Genomic DNA, 16,597 nt, shown 5'->3' on the forward strand with positions numbered 1-16,597 from the left:
TCACTCCTCGCTCCCAATCGCTTCATCTTCGCCCGCATCCGCCTCGGATAAACAGAAGGCGTCATGCAGAGCGTTGACCGCCTTTTCCATATCGTCTTGCTTCACTAACACCCAAATCGTCGTATGGCTGTCGGCGGACTGCAAAATTTGAATGCCTTGCTCCGACAAGGCAGTGACGATTTTCGCCGTCACCCCCGGTACGCCGGCAATGCCGGCGCCGACGACCGACACTTTGGCGCATCGGGGCGTCACGGCCGGTTCGTAGCCGATGCGGCGCAGGGCGGCCACCGCTTTTTCCGTCATGTCGCCGCTCACGGTGTACACAACACCGTACGGGGAAATGTTGATAAAGTCCACGCTGATCCCTTCATGGGCCATCGCTTGAAACACGTCAGACTGCAGCTCATAGTGGCCTTCTTTCGCCAGCACTTTGATTTGTGTGACGTCGGCGACGTACGTAATGCCGGTGACAAGCCGCTCTTTCACATCGCTTCCTTTTCGGCCGCGCACCGATGAAGTGACGAGCGTCCCGGGGGCATCGGAGTACGTCGAGCGAATGCGCAGCGGCACTTTCGCCTGCATGGCGATCTCCACCGCGCGCGGATGGATCACTTTCGCCCCTTGGTACGCCATGTTGCAAATTTCCGTATACGTAACGACGTCAAGCGGCCGGGCGCTCTCAACGATGCGCGGGTCGGCGGTCATGACGCCGTCGACATCGGTGAAAATATCAACCCACTCCGCGTTTAACGCCGCGCCGAGCGCTGCCGCCGACGTGTCGCTCCCGCCGCGGCCGAGCGTTGTTATGTCGCCGTTTTCCGCCATGCCTTGAAAGCCGGCGACAACGACGACGTCGTATTGCCGAAGCGCCTCAAGGAGGCGGTCGCAGCGCATTTCGAGAATTTTCGCGTTCGTATGATCGCTGTTCGTGCAAAATCCTGCCTGGGCGCCGGTGAACGCCGTCGCTTTGATGCCGTGTTCGTTCAACAAGTTGCTGAACACAACGCTTGAGATGATTTCTCCGCACGCCATAAGCATATCTTGCTCTCGTTTTGTGACATGGTGATGAACGCCGCCGATCAAACTAAGCAGCGTATCGGTCGCATATGGATCGCCGGAACGTCCCATAGCCGATACGACGGCCACGACTTTATAGCCATCTTCCAACGCCCGTTCAATATGGCGGCGCGCCAAGTTCCGCCCGCGCTCGTCGCGGACGGACGTGCCGCCGAACTTTTGAACAATGAGTTTCATGCTAACACCTCGATGCTTTTTCAAATGAGCCCGAGCTTCAACAAACTTTCTGCGATTTGCACCGAGTTCGAGGCTGCACCTTTTAGCAAGTTGTCAGCGACAATCCATAGATGGAAGCCGCGGCGGTTGTCCAAATCGCGGCGGATGCGGCCGACAAACACGTCGTACTTACCGACGCAATTGGCCGGCATCGGATACAACTGTTCGCTCGGATCATCTTGAAGCACGACGCCCGGCGCTTCGCGGAGCACCGCCTGCAAGTCAGAGGCGGTGACGCCGTCTTGTTCAATTTCGATGTACACCGATTCCGAATGGCCGCTCGCCACCGGAATGCGCACGCACGTCGCCGCCACTTTCAGCTCAGGCATATGCATGATTTTTTTTGTTTCATTGATCATTTTCATCTCTTCAAACGTGAATCCATTGTCTTGAAACTTATCGATTTGCGGAATGGCGTTGAACGCAATTGGGTAATGCTTCCGGTCCGATTTCACTGGCAAAATGTTCGCCTCAACCGGCTTGCCTTCGAGCACGGCTTTCGTCTGCTCGTTGAGCTCTTCAATGGCCTGCGCTCCCGCCCCGGAGACGGCCTGGTACGTCGAGACGATGACGCGCTCTAAGCCAAACGCTTTTCGAATCGGCTCCAACGCCACGACCATTTGAATCGTCGAGCAGTTCGGATTGGCGATAATGCCGTTATGCCACGTCAAATCGCTTTCGTTCACTTCCGGAACGACAAGCGGCACGTTTTCCTCCATCCGAAACGCGCTCGTATTGTCGATCACGATCGCCCCGCGCCGCACCGCTTCCGGCGCCAGCGCTTTCGATACGGCGCCGCCGGCGCTGAACAAGGCGATGTCGACCCCGTTAAAGCGCTCGGGCGATGCCGCCTGCACTTCGATCTCCTCGCTGCGAAAGCGCATTTTTTTGCCGGCTGACCGCTCCGATGACAACAAAGTCAATTTTCCAACCGGGAAGTTCCGGTCTTCAAGCGTCCGCACCATTTGCTGCCCAACTGCCCCCGTTGCTCCGACGACAGCGACATGATATTGTTTTTGAGCCATCAACCATTCTCCTTCCACATCGTCACTCTAAGAAGTGAATTCATAGTCTTTATTTTATCACATTCCGCTGTGGACGAGAGAACATTTTTATGCGGAACATTGATTTTTGATTCAGTTGTAGCGGAACCGCTCGATAATGACCGGCTGCAGCTGCTTCCCTTCAAGCGCGGCGAGAATCGTATCGCGCAAAAGCGGCATGTAGGCGACCATGGAGTTCGGCTTCGCCTGCGGGGCGTCTTGGCCGAACGGGATGAAATAAATGTTTTTTGCTGCCATAAGCCGCATTAGATTGACGCCGTTTAAGCCGAGCGCATCGTTCGTGGAGATGCCAAGCACGACCGGGCGGTGGTTGCGCATCGTCGCTTTCGCTGCCATCAGCACGGGGGAATCCGTCATGGCATTGGCCAGCTTGCTCATCGAGTTGCCGGTGAGCGGGGCGATCACCATGCAGTCGAGCGGGATTTTCGGTCCGAGAGGTTCTGCTTTGACGATCGTATCGATCACCTCGTTTCCGGTCAGTTGCTCCAGTTTTTTCACCCATTCTTCCCCTTCCCCGAAGCGGGTGTTCGTCGTTTTCACCGTATAGGTGACGATCGGCAGCACCTCCGCTCCTTCGTTGACAAGCTTCTCGATCTCCGGGAACACCGCATCATATGTGCAATGCGACCCGGTGAGGCCAAAGCCGATCCGTTTTCCTTTCAAGCTGTTTCCGCTCATGCATGATTCTCCTCCCGTTTTTGTAAATCTGCATATAACAGCTGCGCCAAGACGTTGGCGATGATTTGCCCAGCTGTCTTCGGCGCGACGATCCCCGGCAGCCCGGGCGCCAAAATGGCTTTCACTCCGCGTTTTTCGGCATAGCGGAAGTCAGTGCCGCCCGGTTTTGACGCCAAATCGATAATCAGCGTATGGGGCGGCATTTTGGCGATGACGCTCGCCGTCACGATGAGATGAGGCACGGTGTTGATGCAGACGTCAATGTCACGCACTTCTTTTTCCAAATCGTTTAAGTGAAACGGCACGAGCCCCATTTCTGTAATGCGGGCGAGATGCTCCGACCGGCGCGCCCCGACTTTCACTTTCGCCCCCAACGCGGCGAACGTCCGGGCGACGGTCATGCCAACGCGTCCAAGCCCCAAGACGGCAACGCATGAGCCGTGGATCGTAAAATCCGTATGCTGAATGACCATCATCACCGTGCCTTCCGCGGTCGGAATGGAGTTGTAAATGGCGACATCGTCGCGCTCAAACAACTGCACGTGCTTGCGCCCTGTTTTTTTCACCAATTCGTCCAAATACGCGTTGCTGATGCCGGAATAAATCGTGCATTGCCGCGCCGTTTTTTGCACCATCTCTTCTGTAAACGGAATCGGTTCGTGGGCAAACACGCTGTTGACGTTTCCGTCCAGCGTCGTGCCGTGAACCGGCAAAATGATCGCATCCAAATCGGCAAAATCGACTTCGCCAATCGGCAGCTTCATCGCCCCGGTGAAATGATGGGCGAGCTGGTCGAAGCCGACAAGCGACAACTTCGCGTCGAGTTCAACGAGTTTGCGGATGACTTCAAGCTGCCTAGCATCGCCGCCGATGATGGCGATATGCATTCCTGTCAGCATCATGTTGTACGCTCACCTTCTTTTCTGGCAAACTGCTCCGTTTCCTTTCTCATCTTATGTTGGAAGGAAAATATAGGTGAATATCCTTGCAGGAAAAAATGGGCGATATGCGCCCAAAGCTGACAAGAGGCAGTCATTTTTTCTGTTTTTGTTCCTTACATATAAAGTAAAGAAGCGAAAAAGGAGGAAACCAGCATGAGGCTGAGCGAATTAAGCGGAAAAGAAATTGTCGATGTAAGCCGAGCCGAGCGGCTCGGGGTGCTCGGGCAGACCGATTTGGAAATCAACGAGCAAACGGGGCAGATCGAGGCGCTGCTCATCCCAACGGGAAAATGGTTCGGGTTTCGCAAAGACGGACAGGAAATTCGCGTGCCGTGGAAATATATTCGCAAAATCGGCGCCGATATGGTGATGATCGACGTCCCCGAGGAAGGGTGAAAGAGGCGGAAACGAAAAAGCTAACAACCTAGCGAAAGGTCGTTAGCTTTTTTGAGCTCGGTCTATGAACGGAGCGGGCGCGGCAGCACGCCGTCCGGGCTGATTAAGGCGAGCGCGTAATCGTCCGTGAAAACCGTGCGCGCCAGTTCGTTTACTTTTTCCACCGTGACACTTTCAATCTCTTCAATGATCTCATCAAGCGAGCGGTGGCGGCCGAGAAGGAGTTCATTTTTGCCGTTGCGGCTCATCCGGCTGTTCGTGCTCTCGAGCCCAAGCATCAGGCTTCCTTTCATCTGCTCTTTGCTGTTATGCAACTCTTTTTCGGTCACTCCGTCCTCCTTCAGCTGGCGAATGGTCTGCTGGATCGTTTCGAACAGCACATCAAGCTGGCTGCTTCCTGTGCCGGCGTAAATGGCGAGCAGGCCGCTGTCTTGGTAGGCGGAATGGTATGAGAACACCGAATACGCCAATCCGCGCTGTTCGCGCACTTCCTGAAACAGCCGGCTGCTCATGCTGCCGCCTAAAATATTGTTCAAGATGAGGAGCGGGTACGCGTCCGGATGGCCGATCGGCAACCCGTTGAATCCGATGCATACGTGCGCCTGCTCAGTGTCCTTTTTGCGCGCGATCTTTTGCGGCACAAACGCCGGCGTCCCTGAAGAAGGCGGCTTGCTCTCTGCGGCGAACGAGCCGAAATAGCGCTCGACCTCATCAATAAACCGTTCGTCGACGTTGCCGGCGACCGAAATGACGACGCGATCCGGTGTATAGTAGTCCGCCATATATTGGCGCAGCGTGTCGCCAGTAAACGTGCGCAGCGTCTCTTCCGTGCCCAAAATCGGATAGCCGAGCGGATGACCCGCATAGCACGCTTTGCCGAGCAAATCGTGGACGATGTCATCCGGTGTATCTTCATACATTTTGATTTCCTCGAGCACGACGTTGCGCTCCTTTTGCAGCTCATCCTCCACAAATGTCGAGTGGAAAAACATATCGGCGAGCATTTCAAGCGCCAGCGGCGCGTGTTCATCCAACACTTTGGCGTAGTAACACGTATACTCCTTCGATGTAAAGGCGTTTACTTGCCCGCCGATGCTGTCGAATGCTTCCGCAATGTCCCGGGCCGTGCGCGTCGTTGTCCCCTTGAAAAACATATGCTCTAAAAAATGGGAAATGCCATTGGTTTGCTCCGTTTCATTGCGCGAGCCGGTCCCGATCCATATGCCGATGGCCACCGACCTTACAGTCGGAATTTGCTCGAGCACGATTCGCACACCGTTTTTGCACGTATATTTGTTAATCAACTCCATGTTCCTCCTGTTTGTTTGCCAGTCTTTTCTCATCGAATAAGGCCGTCAAGCTGCCTAGGGCGTAGCCTTTTTGCTTAATCGAGGTGATCAGCTCGTCAAGTGCAGCCGCCGTCGGCATCGTTGGGTGCATCAAAATGATGGCGCCAGGATGAACTTTCGATGTCACCCGTTTCACTATAACAGATGGCGACGGTTTTTGCCAATCAATTGTATCGACGCTCCATAGAATCGTTTTCATGCCGAGTTCCGCGGCGACCTCGACGACCTCGTCGCGGTAGCTGCCGCTTGGCGGGGCAAACCATTTGCATTTAACCGATGTCGCCGCCTTAATCACTTCGTTTGTTTTCTCGAGCTCGCGGCGGATGTTGTCGACAGCGAGCGTTTTCATATCGGGATGGCTGTAGGAATGGTTGCCGATTTCATGGCCGGCGTCTGCTATCATTTTTGCCATCTCCGGGTGTTTTTTTACCCATCGTCCTTCCAAGAAGAACGTCGCCTTGACATTGTATTTTTTCATCGTCTCAAGCATGTCGGGGAGGTATTCTTCCCCCCAAGCGACATTGACCGCAAACGCCACCATCGGCTTGTCAGGATGGCCGCGGTAAATCGGCGCCGGCGGCAAATCGTCCAAATGGACGCGCGGGGGCACTTGACGGAACACGAGTTTTCGCTCATCAAACATCCCCGTTTTCTTCATGTTTTGATAGGAGGCGTCAATGTCAACGGCGAGCCCGTTGTAGCCGGGCGTCGCCTTCCATACTTTATCGATGACCGCATCTTGGGCGGGAATTTCATATTGCTTCGCTTGTTTGACGATCGTGTCGTACAGCTTGTCGCGCTCTTTCATCGCGGTTGTTTCCATCGGGCGCCAGCTCGCGATGTAATCGCCAACCGGAGGCCAATGAACCGCCGCCCAGGCGGCAAGAAACATGACCGCTAGCGCCATATAGCGGGCAATTCCGTTGTTCACCCTTGTCCCCCTCCTTTTTTACTACTACAACATATGTCTTAGGGGGACAGGATAGAACATAACAAAAGAGCCTTAAGAAACAAATTCCTAAGGCTTCATGCGATGGCGCTCCGGCCGTCTTCCTCGTTTTTCCCTAGATTCCCGCGGCAGTTCCCCTCCAATGTTGCGGGCATCGCGCAACACCGCTTTGCGCGACAGGTTGACGCGCCCTTGCTTATCGATTTCCGTTACTTTCACTAAAATTTCATCGCCAATCGAAACGACGTCTTCGACTTTGCCGACCCGCCCTTCAGCGAGCTCGGAAATATGGACAAGCCCGTCTTTGCCGTTGAACAACTCAACGAAGGCGCCGAATTTTTCAATCCGTTTCACTTTGCCTAAGTACACTTGGCCGACTTCGACTTCGCGGACGATGTCTTCGATGATTTGCTTCGCTTTTTGGTTGGCCGCTTCATCCACAGACGAGATGAAAATCGTGCCGTCTTGTTCGATGTCGATTTTGACGCCGGTTTCGTCGATGATTTTGTTGATCTGCTTGCCGCTTGGTCCGATAACCTCCCGGATTTTGTCCGGGTTGATGTGCATGATCAAAATTTTCGGTGCATATTTGGACAGCTCTTTGCGCGGTTCGCTGAGCGTTTGCATCATATGATCCAAAATCTCGAGCCGCCCTTTGCGCGCTTGCATGAGCGCCTCTTCCAAAATCTCGCGCGTCAATCCTTTGATTTTAATGTCCATTTGCAATGCCGTCACGCCTTTTCTCGTGCCGGCGACTTTAAAGTCCATATCGCCAAGATGGTCTTCGATGCCTTGAATGTCCGTCAAAATCGTGTAATGGTCGTCGTTTTTCACAAGCCCCATGGCAATGCCGGCGACCGGTGCTTTAATCGGCACCCCAGCATCCATCATCGCCAGCGTGCTGGCGCAAATGCTGGCCTGCGATGTCGAGCCGTTCGACTCAAGCACTTCTGAAACGAGGCGGATCGTATACGGGAATTCGCGCTCCGACGGCACGACCGGCTCGAGCGCCCGTTCGCCAAGCGCCCCGTGTCCGATTTCACGACGCCCCGGCCCGCGCATCGGCCCGGTTTCCCCGACGGAAAACGGCGGGAAGTTGTAATGGTGCATAAACCGCTTCGATTCTTCAAGGTCAAGCCCGTCCAAAATTTGCACGTCGCCAAGCGCCCCAAGCGTACAAACGCTCAACACTTGCGTCTGCCCGCGCGTAAACAAACCGGAGCCGTGCGTGCGCGGCAGGACGCCGACCGCCGATGAAAGCGGACGGATTTCATCGACTTTGCGCCCGTCCGGACGGATTTTCTCGACCGTGATCAAACGGCGCACTTCCTCTTTTACGAGTTTATGCAAAATTTCCTGTACTTGCTTGAGCTTCTCCTCATCCGCTTCTTCCGCCTCATATTTGGCGATGACGCCAGCTTTCACATCTTCAATGGCAGCATCGCGCGCCAGTTTCTCCGGCACTTGCACCGCTCGCTTAATGTCCGCTTCGGCAAGCTGGCGGATTTCCGCCTCCAGCGCTGGATCCGGCTCGTAAAGGACGACTTCCATTTTTTCTTTGCCGACTTGGGCGGCGATTTCCTCTTGGAAGGCGATGAGCCGCTTCACTTCCTCATGGCCGAACATGATCGCTTCAAGAATCACTTCTTCCGGCACCTCATCTGCCCCGGCTTCCACCATGTTGATCGCATCTTTTGTGCCGGCGACGACAAGATGCAGATCGCTTTTTTCCATTTGCTCGACCGTCGGATTGATGACAAACTGGCCGTCGACGCGGCCGACGATGACACCGGCGATCGGCCCTTCAAACGGAATGTCGGAAATCGTCAGCGCCACCGACGAACCGATTAAGGCCGCTACTTCCGGCGCGCAGTCTTGATCAACGCTCATGACCATCGATACGACTTGCACTTCGTTGCGGAATCCTTCGGCAAACAGCGGGCGAATCGGTCGGTCGATGAGACGGCTCACCAAAATGGCTTTCTCGCTCGGGCGACCTTCGCGCTTAATAAACCCGCCAGGAATTTTTCCAACCGCATACAACCGTTCCTCGTAGTTGACGGTGAGCGGGAAAAAGTCAACGTTTTTCGCCTCTCGCGACGCGGTGGCTGTGCTCAACACGACCGTATCGCCGTAGCGGACGAGCACCGCGCCATTCGCCTGTTTCGCCAGCTCGCCGGTTTCGACGATGAGCGGCCGCCCGGCCACATCGATGGAAAACACGCGTTTCTCTTGTTCCATACAGACGAGTACTCCTCTCTATGTACAGATGAAATTATAGATCCGCTGATGATTAGTATAGACGAATTGGCACCATTGTTATCATCGCCGTGTCAATCACGCCTATAAACTAGCAAAAAAGCGGGAATGCTCCCGCTTTTTTATCGACGTAATCCAAGTTTCTCAATCAATTCACGGTAGCGCGCCACATCTTTCTTGCGCAAGTAGGCCAATAAGTTGCGGCGCTTCCCGACCATTTTCAGCAAGCCGCGCCGTGAATGATGGTCTTTTTTATGAATGCGCAAATGCTCGTTCAAGTTGTTGATTTGCTCCGTCAGGATCGCAACTTGCACTTCCGGAGAACCGGTGTCGTTCTCATGGATTTTAAATTGCTCGATGATTTCGCGTTTGCGCTCCTGCGTCAATGCCATCCTTGTTCACCTCCCTAGTCCTAGATCCCCGATTGCCGAGCGGGCGTCGGTGACTCGCCTAGCCAAGCAATGGTTCGCATACATTGATTAGAATACCTCTTTTTCCGGCAAAATGCAAGTCTTTTCGCTGAAACAGCGGAAATACTGCTCCGCCTCTTTCTTGTCGCGGGCGATTTGCGCCGTCAGTTCGTCGACACTGGCGAACTTCTGCTCGCTCCGCAGACGGCGGTGCCACTCAATGGTCATCGTTTGTCCATAAATATCGCCGGAAAACTCGAATAAGTGCACCTCAATATTCGGCAATCCTTCGCGCGTTTTATGGAACGTCGGTTTGTAGCCGACGTTCGCCACCCCTTCATATACTTGCCCGCCGATCACCGCCTTGACTGCATAGACGCCGACTGCCGGCAAGACATAATCGCTGTTTAAAGCGATGTTCGCCGTTGGAAAGCCGATCATCCGCCCGCGCCGTTCCCCGGCAACGACCGTTCCTTCAAGCTCATAAAAGCGGCCGAGCAGGCGGGGAAGCTGTTCGACCGCCCCGTCTTCGAGCAGTTTCCGCACCCGGGACGAGCTCACTTTTTCCCCGTCGACCGCGAGCTTCGGAATGACCGTCTGTCCAAAGCGGCCGCGCGCATGAATCGGCATCGTCTCCATCGTTCCTTTTCCGAACCGCCCATAAGTGAAATCGAAGCCGGCGACGACATGTTTCACGTGCAACCCGTCCAAATATTGGTCAACGAACGCTTCTGGCGACAGCGCAGCAAACGTCGGCGTAAATTCAACGATGTACAGCCGGTTGACGCCAAGTGATGCAATCAGCTGCTCCTTTTTGCCAAGCGGCGTGATCGAGCGCAGCTCGGACTGTTTGCCAAGCACAACGGACGGATGAGGATGAAACGTCATCACCGCGCTTTCGTACCCACGCTCGTTGGCGATCTCGACCGCGGTGCGGATCACTTTTTGATGGCCGAGGTGGATGCCGTCGAAATAGCCCAGCGCCATCACCGTCGGAGGGAGCGCCTGGCGTTCGAGACGATGCGGATGCGAAAGAAACAGCGTTTCCATGTCCATGACCTACCTTCTTTATTTCCGCGCTGCACCCGCGGCGTTAACGAAACACTTTGAGCGGTTTCATCAAGCCGGGGCGCGCCGGATGCTTCACGTACAGGGCCAGCGCTTCCCGCTCGGGCGAAACAAGCACGACCGGCCCGTCAAGCTTCTCTAAAAAAGCGGGAAGCCGGAGCAGCGCCCCGTTTTTTACCTTCTCTGCTACTTTATCATTGATTTCATATTTCGGCAAATGAAAAAGCGCCCGCTCGATCGGGATGAGCAAGGCATCAGCCGTCCCGTCGGCCGCCCGGCGCTCAACGTCTTCAAACGTTACGCAATCTTCAAGCCGAAACGGCCCGGACGCCGTACGGATGAGGTCGGACATATGCGCCGGATAGCCGAGCCGCTCGCCGATCATCACCGCCAGCGTACGCACGTACGTGCCTTTGCTGCACGTGACGCGAAAGCGAAATGACACCGTTTCCCCAAAGAATTGTTCACGTTCATCAAGCAGTTCGAGCTCATAAATGGTCACGCGCCGCGTCGGACGTTCGACTTCGATGCCGGCGCGCGCGTATTCATACAGTTTTTTGCCGCCCACTTTCACCGCGGAGTACATCGGCGGCGTTTGCTCAATTTCTCCGGTCAAGCTGTCAAACACCGCTTCGATTTCCGCGCGCGCAATCGGCCGGTCAACCGGACGGGCGGCGATGATGTCGCCGTCCGCATCTTCGGTTGTCGTCGCGGCGCCAAGCGTCACTTTTCCTTCATACGCTTTCGTCGTCCCGGTCAAAAACTCGGCGATGCGCGTCGCCTTGCCAAGGCAAATGGGCAGCACACCGGACACGTTTGGGTCAAGCGTGCCGGTGTGTCCCGCTTTTTTTACGCCAAGCAGACGGCGCACTTTGGCCACGCAGTCGTGAGACGTCATCCCTTTCGGTTTATTCAGCAGCAATACCCCGTCCATCGACGCACCCTTTCCGTTTCCATGATCATGAATGGAAATGGATAGACGGTTCGTCTATCCATTGTTTGGCTCCCCATCCGCCTCTTTCGCCGGGTGGTCATCGCTTGAAATTTGCCGGATCAGCTGTTCGATGCGGCTGCCGTATTCAATCGTTTCATCGATTTCAAAGAAAATTTCCGGCGTCTTGCGAAGGCGGATGCGCTGCCCGATTTCCGAACGGATAAACCCTTTCGCTTTCTCGAGCGCCTTCAATGTATTTTCCCGCTGCTTGTCATCGCCGAGGACGCTGATGTACACTTTCGCCTGCTGCAAATCACCGGTGACCCGCACATCGGTCACCGTGACAAAGCCGATGCGCGGGTCTTTCAGCCTGCGGCTGATGATGTCGCTCAACTCTTTTTTCATTTGCTCGCCAACGCGAGTTGCCCGTATATTCATCACCCATCACCTCGGTTACAACCACTCGAATGATGTGGCCGCCCGCTCCAGCTCAGGGAACGAGTCGATCAAAGCAAGCGCCCGCTCGAGCTCCCGTTCGGTCGCCCGGCGGCTGGACGTAATGGCAACAAGGCCGATGGTCGCTCGTTGCCATGCATCTTGATGATCGATTTCGGCCACAGAGACGTTATATTTTTGCCGGATTCTTGTCATGACCCGCTGCAGGACGGCCCGTTTATCCTTGAGCGAGCGGGCGTTGTAGATGATGCATTCGCACGCGGCGAAGCCGATCATGCCCGGGCCACTTCCTGCATGATGTATGCTTCGATGACATCTCCTTCTTTGATATCATTGAAGTTTTTGATCGTCAGCCCGCATTCATACCCTTGCGCCACTTCGCGCACATCGTCTTTATACCGCTTGAGCGAATCGATTTCCCCTTCGTAGACGACGATGCCTTGGCGAATGAGGCGCACCTTGCTGTCGCGGGTAATTTTGCCGTCCGTGACATAGCAACCGGCGATCGTGCCGACTTTCGATACTTTGAACGTTTGCCGCACTTCCGCCTGACCGATCACTTTCTCTTCGTACTCCGGATCGAGCATCCCTTTCATCGCCGCTTCAATTTCCTCGATGACATTGTAAATGATGCGATGGAGGCGGATGTCGACTTTTTCCGATTCAGCGGCGCGCTTTGCGTTTGCATCCGGACGGACGTTAAATCCAATGACGATGGCGTTCGATGCCGTCGCCAGCGAAATATCCGATTCGGTGATGGCGCCGACAGCCGCGTGGATGATTTTCACCCGCACGCCTTCCACATCGATTTTTTGCAAGGCGGCGACAAGCGCCTCAACCGATCCTTGAACATCGGCTTTGACGATCAAATTCAGCTCTTTCATTTCGCCTTGCTTAATTTGTTCAAACAAATCATCCAAGCTGACGCGCGTTTTGACGCTTCGCTGCTCCTGCAGCTGCCGCTGCGCCCGCGCCTCCGCGATTTGCCGCGCCTTTTTCTCATCCTCAAACACCATGAAGCGGTCGCCGGCTTGCGGCACTTCATGCAGCCCAGTAATTTCGACTGGCATCGACGGAGTCGCCTCTTTGACGCGCCGGCCGCTGTCGTTCACCATCGCGCGCACGCGCCCGTATGTTGTGCCGACGACGATCGGATCGCCGACACGCAACGTTCCCGCTTGAATCAAAAGCGTTGCCACCGGGCCACGCCCTTTATCAAGCTTCGCTTCGATCACCGTACCGACCGCACGCCGGTTCGGGTTGGCTTTTAATTCTTCCATCTCACTGACAAGCAAAATCATTTCCAAAAGATGATCAAGGCCCTCTTTCGTTTTCGCCGACAACTTGCAGAAAATCGTATCGCCGCCCCATTCTTCCGGAACGAGGTTGTATTCCATCAATTCTTGCATGACGCGGTCCGGGTTCGCTTCCGGCTTATCGATTTTGTTGATGGCGACAATAATCGGCACGTTTGCCGCCTTGGCGTGGTTGATCGCTTCCACCGTCTGCGGCATCACCCCGTCATCCGCGGCAACGACAAGAATGACGATATCGGTCACTTGCGCGCCGCGCGCCCGCATCGTTGTAAACGCTTCATGCCCCGGCGTATCGAGGAACGTAATTTTTTTGTCATTGACCGTCACTTGATACGCACCGATGTGTTGCGTAATACCGCCGGCTTCTTGCTCCGTCACTTTGGAATGGCGGATCGCATCAAGCAACGTCGTTTTCCCGTGGTCGACGTGCCCCATGATCGTCACGACCGGCGGCCGTTCAACCAAATCTTCCGGCGCATCGACAATTTCGATCGCTTCAAAGTTCGTCTCATCGATCGTCACTTTTTCTTCGACTTCAACGCCGTAATCCGAGCAGATGAGCTCGATGGCGTCTTTGTCTAAATCTTGGTTGATTGTCGCCATCACGCCGAGCATAAACAGCTTCTTAATAATTTCCGACGGTTCGCGGCCAAGCTTTTTCGCCAGTTCGGCCACGGTAAGCGAGCCTTCAAACGTAATTTTTTTCGGCAGCTCTTTTTCTTTTTTCGCCGGCTGCGGCGCTTGTTTTGCGGCTGGTGCTGCCTGCTTTTTCCCTTTCGCCGGCCCTTTTCCTTTCTTTTTCGCCGTTTGGAGCAGTTTCTTTTCTTGCTGTTGCGCCTCGGTTTTTTTCGTTTCCTTCCCTTTTGGCGCTCCCTTTTTCTTCGCCGGTTTCATTTTCGCCGCTTCTTTGCTGTCGTCAAAAATTTCCTCATCAGCAAAATCGGCCGCTTTCGCCGGCGTCGGCCGTTTCGGCTTCTCCGTTTTCTTTTCCGCTTTTTTCTCTTCTTTTTTCCCGGTGTTCGGGCGATATTGATGGTCGAGTTTTTCGACGACATCAGCCTCCAGCATCGCCATATGGTTGTTCACTTCAATGTTCATTTCTTTCAATTTATGAATGACGTCCTTGCTTGGAACGTTCTGTTTTTTCGCGTATTCATACACACGCATTTTCGACATACATTCACCCCCATTAAGATCGGTCGAGCATCGTTTGCAATTGGCGCGCAAACCCTTCGTCGATGACAGCGACAACGACGCGGGCGTCCTTGCCGATCGCGCCGCCAAGCACATACCGGTCCGGCACTTTGCAAAGCGGGACGCCATAAAACGTGCATTTGTCCGTCACTTTTTTTTCGGTGTTGACCGATGCGTCTTGCGAAAGCAAGACGAGCCGCGCCCGGCCCCGCTGCACTTCTTTGACGACAAGCTCCTCGCCGGAGACGACTTTGCCCGCCCGCTGCGCCAATCCAAGCAGCGATGCCCAACGGTTATGCTTCATGTCCGGCCTGTTTCTCCTTTTCCGCCAAGGCAAGCAATTCGTCATAAATCGCATCATCGATGTCTGCTTTTAAATGGCGGGCCAAAATGTTTTTCTTTTTCGCCTGCAAAATGCATTCCGGATCAAGGGTAATATACGCGCCGCGCCCCGCCTTTTTGCCGGTTGGGTCGATCGACACTTCCCCCTCTTTCGAGCGGACGATGCGCACCATCTCCCGTTTCGGCTTCATCTCTCCAGTGACGACGCATTTGCGCAACGGAATTTTCTTTTGCGCTGCCATTTTTCATTCCCCCTCACTCGATTTCCGCCGATTGATCAAACGATGGGCCGTTTTCTTCGCTATTTTCATTATCGGCCGCCGCATCGCTGAAATCAAGCGAAGTGGATGGCGCATGCGGATCAATGCCCATCTCCCGCGCTTCCGATTCGCTTTTAATATCAATTTTCCAGCCGGTCAATTTCGCCGCCAGCCGTGCGTTTTGCCCGCGTTTGCCGATGGCGAGCGACAGCTGATAGTCCGGAACGATGACCGTCGTCGCCTTTTGCTCCTCGTTGACAATGACGCGCAACACTTTCGCCGGGCTTAACGCGTTGGCGACAAACTCCACCGGATCGGCCGACCAGCGGACGATATCGATTTTTTCTCCGTTCAGCTCATCAACAATGGCCTGCACGCGTTGCCCTCTCGGTCCGACGCATGCGCCGACCGGATCGACTTCCGGGTTGTCGGAGTGGACGGAAATTTTCGAACGGTCGCCGGCTTCGCGGGCGATCGATTTAATCTCGACCGTTCCGTCGTAAATTTCCGGCACTTCGAGCTCAAACAGCCGTTTCAACAGTCCCGGGTGGGTGCGGGAGACGAAAATTTGCGGCCCTTTTGTCGTTTTTTCCACTTTCGTAATGTATACTTTCAACCGGTCGTGCGGCTTATATGTTTCATTCGGCATTTGTTCGTTTGCCGGCAGGAGCGCCTCCGCCTTGCCGAGGCTGACGTAGACAAAGCGCGGGTCGACGCGCTGAACGATGCCGGTCATAATGTCCTCTTCACGGTCGACAAATTCGGCGTAGATGATGCTCCGCTCTGCCTCGCGCACGCGCTGGGTGACGACTTGCTTCGCCGTCTGTGCGGCGATGCGCCCGAAATCGCGCGGCGTCACTTCGAGCTCCACGACGTCGCCGATTTGATAATTCGGATTGATCCGCTGCGCGTCCTCAAGCGAAATTTCAAGGCGCGGATCGGCCACCTCTTCGACGACATCTTTGCGCGTGAACACGCGGATCGTGCCGGTGTCCATATTGAGATCGACGCGCACGTTTTGCGCCTGGCCGAAATTGCGTTTATACGCCGAAACGATCGCCGCTTCGATCGCTTCCATCACGACTTCTTTGCTGATGCCTTTTTCCCGCATCAGATCGGCTAACGCCTCAAGCAATTGCGTGTTCATGCAACAAAAATCCCCCTTTTGCGATTAGAAGAAAATGACGGCTAATCGGGCGCTTGCCACTTTTTCATACGGAATGGCGACCGTTTTTTGCCGTCCGCGGTCTTTGACCAACAGCGTCACGGTCGTTCCGTCAAAAGCGGTTAGTTCGCCTTCAAACTGCCTTTCTCCTTCAATGGGCTCATACGTTTTGATATATACATTTTTCCCAATGGCCTTGGCAAAATCTTTTGCCTTTTTCAGCGGCCGCTCCGCTCCGGGCGATGATACTTCCAAAAAATAGTTATACGGAATCGGATCAACTTCATCCAGCTTTTCGCTCAATTTTTCGCTGACAGCACCGCATTGTTCAATATCGACGCCATCGTCAGAGTCAATGAAGACGCGCAAAAACCAATTTTTCCCTTCCTTCACATATTCAATATCGACGAGTTCAAGCCCCATTTCGTCTAAGATCGGTGTGACGAGTTGTTCGACCGTTTCTGTCACCTTTTTGCTCATTGTGTTCCTCCTTACCGAGCAAACGTGCATGCGTGGCATAATG

At 54.6% G+C, this 16,597-nt stretch carries 18 protein-coding genes; 1 reads left to right on the forward strand and 17 read right to left on the reverse strand.

Features of this window, described 5'->3' with window-relative positions; all coding sequences use genetic code 11:
• The 4 genes from dapG to dpaA all read right to left on the reverse strand — a co-directional run bounded on the left by dapG (nucleotide 1) and on the right by dpaA (nucleotide 3,937).
• On the reverse strand, nucleotides 1–1,254 hold the full coding sequence (dapG, locus tag GC56T3_RS11860; RefSeq protein WP_013145719.1) for an aspartate kinase: 1,254 nt from the start codon (nucleotides 1,252–1,254) through the stop codon (nucleotides 1–3).
• A gap of 20 nt (nucleotides 1,255–1,274) precedes the next feature.
• Nucleotides 1,275–2,318 (reverse strand): aspartate-semialdehyde dehydrogenase, encoded by a 1,044-nt coding sequence (asd, locus tag GC56T3_RS11865; protein WP_013145720.1) that lies wholly within the window; start codon nucleotides 2,316–2,318, stop codon nucleotides 1,275–1,277.
• 111 nt (nucleotides 2,319–2,429) lie between these two features.
• A complete protein-coding gene (locus tag GC56T3_RS11870; RefSeq protein ID WP_013145721.1) occupies nucleotides 2,430–3,035 on the reverse strand; it encodes a dipicolinate synthase subunit B in 606 nt (201 codons plus the stop codon).
• Complete coding sequence (gene dpaA / locus GC56T3_RS11875) at nucleotides 3,032–3,937, reverse strand: dipicolinic acid synthetase subunit A (RefSeq protein WP_013145722.1); 906 nt, start codon at nucleotides 3,935–3,937, stop codon at nucleotides 3,032–3,034. Before dpaA ends, GC56T3_RS11870 begins: the two co-directional genes overlap by 4 nt.
• Nucleotides 3,938–4,129: 192 nt before the next feature.
• On the opposite strand from dpaA, the gene GC56T3_RS11880 reads away from it, so the two are divergent.
• Nucleotides 4,130–4,372, forward strand: coding sequence for a YlmC/YmxH family sporulation protein (locus GC56T3_RS11880; protein WP_011230772.1), 243 nt, complete (start codon nucleotides 4,130–4,132; stop codon nucleotides 4,370–4,372).
• A gap of 62 nt (nucleotides 4,373–4,434) precedes the next feature.
• Here GC56T3_RS11880 and GC56T3_RS11885 read toward each other — a convergent pair whose 3' ends face one another.
• The 13 genes from GC56T3_RS11885 to rimP all read right to left on the reverse strand — a co-directional run bounded on the left by GC56T3_RS11885 (nucleotide 4,435) and on the right by rimP (nucleotide 16,554).
• Nucleotides 4,435–5,682 carry a pitrilysin family protein gene (locus GC56T3_RS11885; RefSeq protein ID WP_013145723.1) on the reverse strand — a complete coding sequence of 416 codons (1,248 nt, stop codon included), beginning with the start codon at nucleotides 5,680–5,682 and terminating at the stop codon, nucleotides 4,435–4,437.
• A complete protein-coding gene (locus GC56T3_RS11890; protein WP_013145724.1) occupies nucleotides 5,669–6,652 on the reverse strand; it encodes a polysaccharide deacetylase family protein in 984 nt (327 codons plus the stop codon). Before GC56T3_RS11890 ends, GC56T3_RS11885 begins: the two co-directional genes overlap by 14 nt.
• An 87-nt stretch (nucleotides 6,653–6,739) precedes the next feature.
• Entirely contained in the window at nucleotides 6,740–8,911 is a 2,172-nt protein-coding gene (pnp, locus tag GC56T3_RS11895) for a polyribonucleotide nucleotidyltransferase (protein ID WP_013145725.1), read from the reverse strand.
• A gap of 140 nt (nucleotides 8,912–9,051) precedes the next feature.
• Nucleotides 9,052–9,321, reverse strand: a complete 270-nt coding sequence (rpsO, locus tag GC56T3_RS11900) for a 30S ribosomal protein S15 (RefSeq protein WP_011230768.1) — start codon at nucleotides 9,319–9,321, stop codon at nucleotides 9,052–9,054.
• Between the two features lie 87 nt (nucleotides 9,322–9,408).
• Nucleotides 9,409–10,389: a bifunctional riboflavin kinase/FAD synthetase gene (gene ribF / locus GC56T3_RS11905; protein WP_041468464.1), complete on the reverse strand. Its 981-nt coding sequence runs from the start codon at nucleotides 10,387–10,389 to the stop codon at nucleotides 9,409–9,411.
• Between the two features lie 43 nt (nucleotides 10,390–10,432).
• Nucleotides 10,433–11,341 (reverse strand): tRNA pseudouridine(55) synthase TruB, encoded by a 909-nt coding sequence (gene truB / locus GC56T3_RS11910; RefSeq protein ID WP_013145727.1) that lies wholly within the window; start codon nucleotides 11,339–11,341, stop codon nucleotides 10,433–10,435.
• A 54-nt stretch (nucleotides 11,342–11,395) separates the two neighbouring features.
• Nucleotides 11,396–11,779 (reverse strand): 30S ribosome-binding factor RbfA, encoded by a 384-nt coding sequence (gene rbfA / locus GC56T3_RS11915; RefSeq protein ID WP_013145728.1) that lies wholly within the window; start codon nucleotides 11,777–11,779, stop codon nucleotides 11,396–11,398.
• 15 nt (nucleotides 11,780–11,794) lie between these two features.
• Nucleotides 11,795–12,073, reverse strand: coding sequence for a DUF503 domain-containing protein (locus tag GC56T3_RS11920; protein ID WP_011230764.1), 279 nt, complete (start codon nucleotides 12,071–12,073; stop codon nucleotides 11,795–11,797).
• The gene (gene infB / locus GC56T3_RS11925; protein ID WP_013145729.1) at nucleotides 12,070–14,289 is read right to left on the reverse strand and encodes a translation initiation factor IF-2; all 2,220 of its coding nucleotides are present in this window, start codon (nucleotides 14,287–14,289) and stop codon (nucleotides 12,070–12,072) included. The genes GC56T3_RS11920 and infB overlap by 4 nt, the downstream gene beginning before the upstream one ends.
• Nucleotides 14,290–14,302: 13 nt before the next feature.
• Entirely contained in the window at nucleotides 14,303–14,611 is a 309-nt protein-coding gene (locus GC56T3_RS11930; protein ID WP_011230762.1) for a YlxQ family RNA-binding protein, read from the reverse strand.
• A complete protein-coding gene (gene rnpM / locus GC56T3_RS11935) occupies nucleotides 14,601–14,891 on the reverse strand; it encodes an RNase P modulator RnpM (RefSeq protein ID WP_011230761.1) in 291 nt (96 codons plus the stop codon). The genes GC56T3_RS11930 and rnpM overlap by 11 nt, the downstream gene beginning before the upstream one ends.
• Before the next feature lie 13 nt (nucleotides 14,892–14,904).
• Complete coding sequence (nusA, locus tag GC56T3_RS11940; protein WP_013145730.1) at nucleotides 14,905–16,056, reverse strand: transcription termination factor NusA; 1,152 nt, start codon at nucleotides 16,054–16,056, stop codon at nucleotides 14,905–14,907.
• Between the two features lie 24 nt (nucleotides 16,057–16,080).
• Complete coding sequence (rimP, locus tag GC56T3_RS11945) at nucleotides 16,081–16,554, reverse strand: ribosome maturation factor RimP (RefSeq protein WP_013145731.1); 474 nt, start codon at nucleotides 16,552–16,554, stop codon at nucleotides 16,081–16,083.
• Between the last annotated feature and the right edge of the window lie 43 nt (nucleotides 16,555–16,597).

This window comes from Geobacillus sp. C56-T3 (genome assembly GCF_000092445.1).
In the GTDB taxonomy this organism is placed as follows: domain Bacteria; phylum Bacillota; class Bacilli; order Bacillales; family Anoxybacillaceae; genus Geobacillus; species Geobacillus thermoleovorans.

Coding starts and splice junctions, on each gene's coding strand:
- dapG (WP_013145719.1), bottom strand. CDS start 1,254: ATGAAACTCATTGTTCAAAAGTTCGGCGGCACGTCCGTCCGCGACGAG.
- asd (WP_013145720.1), bottom strand. CDS start 2,318: ATGGCTCAAAAACAATATCATGTCGCTGTCGTCGGAGCAACGGGGGCA.
- GC56T3_RS11870 (WP_013145721.1), bottom strand. CDS start 3,035: ATGAGCGGAAACAGCTTGAAAGGAAAACGGATCGGCTTTGGCCTCACC.
- dpaA (WP_013145722.1), bottom strand. CDS start 3,937: ATGATGCTGACAGGAATGCATATCGCCATCATCGGCGGCGATGCTAGG.
- GC56T3_RS11880 (WP_011230772.1), top strand. CDS start 4,130: ATGAGGCTGAGCGAATTAAGCGGAAAAGAAATTGTCGATGTAAGCCGA.
- GC56T3_RS11885 (WP_013145723.1), bottom strand. CDS start 5,682: ATGGAGTTGATTAACAAATATACGTGCAAAAACGGTGTGCGAATCGTG.
- pnp (WP_013145725.1), bottom strand. CDS start 8,911: ATGGAACAAGAGAAACGCGTGTTTTCCATCGATGTGGCCGGGCGGCCG.
- rpsO (WP_011230768.1), bottom strand. CDS start 9,321: ATGGCATTGACGCAGGAGCGCAAACGCGAAATCATCGAGCAATTTAAA.
- ribF (WP_041468464.1), bottom strand. CDS start 10,389: ATGGAAACGCTGTTTCTTTCGCATCCGCATCGTCTCGAACGCCAGGCG.
- truB (WP_013145727.1), bottom strand. CDS start 11,341: ATGGACGGGGTATTGCTGCTGAATAAACCGAAAGGGATGACGTCTCAC.
- rbfA (WP_013145728.1), bottom strand. CDS start 11,779: ATGAATATACGGGCAACTCGCGTTGGCGAGCAAATGAAAAAAGAGTTG.
- GC56T3_RS11920 (WP_011230764.1), bottom strand. CDS start 12,073: ATGATCGGCTTCGCCGCGTGCGAATGCATCATCTACAACGCCCGCTCG.
- infB (WP_013145729.1), bottom strand. CDS start 14,289: ATGTCGAAAATGCGTGTGTATGAATACGCGAAAAAACAGAACGTTCCA.
- GC56T3_RS11930 (WP_011230762.1), bottom strand. CDS start 14,611: ATGAAGCATAACCGTTGGGCATCGCTGCTTGGATTGGCGCAGCGGGCG.
- rnpM (WP_011230761.1), bottom strand. CDS start 14,891: ATGGCAGCGCAAAAGAAAATTCCGTTGCGCAAATGCGTCGTCACTGGA.
- nusA (WP_013145730.1), bottom strand. CDS start 16,056: ATGAACACGCAATTGCTTGAGGCGTTAGCCGATCTGATGCGGGAAAAA.
- rimP (WP_013145731.1), bottom strand. CDS start 16,554: ATGAGCAAAAAGGTGACAGAAACGGTCGAACAACTCGTCACACCGATC.